The 1,907-nt window shown below is 69.0% G+C and carries 2 protein-coding genes; both read right to left on the reverse strand.

Going from position 1 to position 1,907, the window contains the following annotated elements:
- Positions 1-82: 82 nt before the first annotated feature.
- Positions 83-937: a phosphosulfolactate synthase gene (locus FWJ67_RS10875; protein ID WP_414482826.1), complete on the reverse strand. Its 855-nt coding sequence runs from the start codon at positions 935-937 to the stop codon at positions 83-85.
- Between the two features lie 89 nt (positions 938-1,026).
- On the reverse strand, positions 1,027-1,599 hold the full coding sequence (locus FWJ67_RS10880) for a phosphatase PAP2 family protein (RefSeq protein WP_414482827.1): 573 nt from the start codon (positions 1,597-1,599) through the stop codon (positions 1,027-1,029).
- Between the last annotated feature and the right edge of the window lie 308 nt (positions 1,600-1,907).

A 1,907-nucleotide genomic window follows, 5' to 3' on the forward strand; every position in this document is an offset into this window, starting at 1 on the left:
GCCAGGCGATCCAAGCCTTCCACGAGCTGGTCCAGGAGCTGGAGCGGCTGCTGGAGGGCTGATCCAAAGCCGGTGGTGCAGGCTACCCGCCCTGCACCACCGGCCGCAACGTGTCCGACCGGAGGCCTAGCCTGAGGGCCTCCAGGGCCAGGATCTCCCCCGGCTCCACGTTCCCCAGGTTGACGTTCACGCCGAAGCGCTGGAGCAGCGCTTGCTGCTGGCTCTTGCGGGGGGCCTCCCACAGGAGCCATTGGGAGCCGCCGGCGGCTTCGACCAAGGCTTCGACCAGGGAGTCGTCGATGGAGCCGTCGGCTCGGTAAATCCCAACGTCTGCCCCCGATTCCCGTCCCTCGACGATGACCCACGCCGCCCCCGCGGCCAGGTCGGCCTGGACGGTCTCTCTCAGCACCTCGAGAGGCGGCCGGTCCTGGGGGTGTTTCTTCCCCACCTCGGTGATGACGGTGAAGCCCGCCTCCCGCAGGCGGGCGATGACGGCCTCCCGCCGGGCCAAAGGGAGGGAGATGGTGCCGTCGGAGACTTCCGCGGTGGCCAGGCCGGCCGCCAGAGCCCGGTCGATCCAGGCTTCCAGCTGATTCTGGTAGACGGCGACCTCCAGCAAGGTGCCGCCCGGGTAGACCTCCACCCCGTACCGGCGGGCGAGGGCGACCCGCCGGGCCAGGGCCTCCTGGCTGAGAAGCGCCGAGGTGCCGAACCCCAGCTTCCAGAGGTCGACGAAGGGGGCGCCCATGGCCAGGTATCCTTCCAGCGCCGCCAGGGGTGTGCCCTTATCGAGGACCATGGTGATGCCCACCCGCCGGGGCTTGGCCAGCCTGCCCGGCAGGGGCGTTTCCACCACCCCATCCCACGCCCACCGGGCGCCGGTTGATCCCGCCTCGCCGCCAGCCGGTGCGCGGTCCTTCGCCAGCTGCCGTTCCACCCAGTCATCCCACCCGTCCCACGTCTGGCGGGCCGTTGAAGACTCCGCCCGGTCCTCGGCAGTCTATGGGATCGGAAGGCTGGGTGCCCTCAGAAGTTCCACTCGATCCCGAACCAGGGCCGGCCTGCGACCGCTGCCCGCCCGGCCAGATGGCCCACCACCGCTCCCGCCAGCACGTCGCTGGGCCAGTGAGCGCCGGCGGAGATGCGGGCCAAGCCCACGCACGTGGCCAGGCCGTACCAGACAGGAGCCCAGTTGGGATATCGTTCCGCCAGGACCGTTGCCAGGGCAAAAGCACTGGCCGTGTGGCCCGAGGGGAAGCTGTGGTAGCGCCCGTTGAAGGTAGGACCAACGAAGGTGCTGGCATCGTGGCCGCTCCAGGGCCGGGCCCGTCCCACACCCACTTTCCCGCCCCAGGTCACCACCGCCGCCCCAGCCTCGGCCTCGATAATCAGCTCCACCGTCTCCAGATCGCCCGCCGCGGCCAGGAGCAGCGCCACGCTTACGTACGCGGGCGCTTCCCCGAGATGGGAGAACTCCTCAAGCCAGGGGGTATCCCAACCCTGAATCCACTGGGCTATGGCTTCATCGGGCGACGCAGCCTGCACTGGGGCTGCGAGGAGGGCAGTCACGAGAAGAAGGGAGAAGAAATACCGGTTCACGCCGATCCCCCCACCGCTCGCACCGGAACCGGCCGCATAACCCAGCCAGGAATCTAGCCGGTCCACTGGCACAGGCAAGACGTTCGAGGCGGGGATTGGGAACCCTTTCCAAACACGGCTGGGTCGTTACAGGCGGGTCGTGCAGTCGGGAGTCTTCCGGCCTTTAGGCCCCGCGGCTGATTGCGCTTCACAAGCCGTAGGTGTAGAATCGGACAGGCAGCTTCTACCATGCCCGCCGCCTGGGCAGCCGAAAGGGGTGAGGGCACCATGGAACAGGGACCGAGTCCGAGACGGGGCGAGCCGTTCAG

This window comes from Limnochorda sp., assembly GCF_047459355.1.
In the GTDB taxonomy this organism is placed as follows: Bacteria; Bacillota; Limnochordia; order Limnochordales; family Limnochordaceae; genus Limnochorda.